We start from the raw sequence: 431 nt of genomic DNA, 5'->3' as shown, positions 1-431 counted from the left end.
TTGTGCCTTGACTTAATGCCTATCAATGGCTGCTGCCGCGCACAGACGCGCGCGCACGCGAAAATGAGCGCATCTAAATACACAAAAATAAGAGGGTTATGTGGCCAAAAAATCGAAGATTGAGCTGCAAGGATTAAGCGAGCGCATTATCGATATGTACGACAAGGAGCAGATGACGCTGACCGACATCACCGCCGTTCTCTCAGATGAGGGGTGGGAAGTGAGCCGAGCAGGTGTGCATCGCGAAGTCAAAAAATGGGAGACGTTCCTGGAAGAGCAAAAGGAACGTGATCGCTTTGCCAAGAAATTCTTAGATGAGTTTCGAGATAGACCCAACACTGACGTTTCAGAAATTGGTTTGCAGGTCCTGCAGAGCAAGATTGTTGAGGTGGTCAAAAACTACGACGTCACCACTGAGTCATTTGAAGATA

General features: G+C 48.0%; 1 protein-coding gene. It reads left to right on the top strand.

From position 1 onward, the window contains the following. Positions 1-100: 100 nt before the first annotated feature. On the top strand, positions 101-431 hold a 331-nt coding region (locus AW165_RS18575; RefSeq protein ID WP_155859665.1), incomplete at its 3' end, for a phage protein Gp27 family protein.

It is taken from the genome of Acinetobacter sp. LMB-5 (assembly GCF_001541635.1).
Classification (GTDB): Bacteria; Pseudomonadota; Gammaproteobacteria; order Pseudomonadales; family Moraxellaceae; genus Acinetobacter; species Acinetobacter pittii.
The sequence above is the reverse complement of the archived record's forward strand: the minus strand, read 5'-3'. Positions and strand labels throughout refer to the sequence as shown.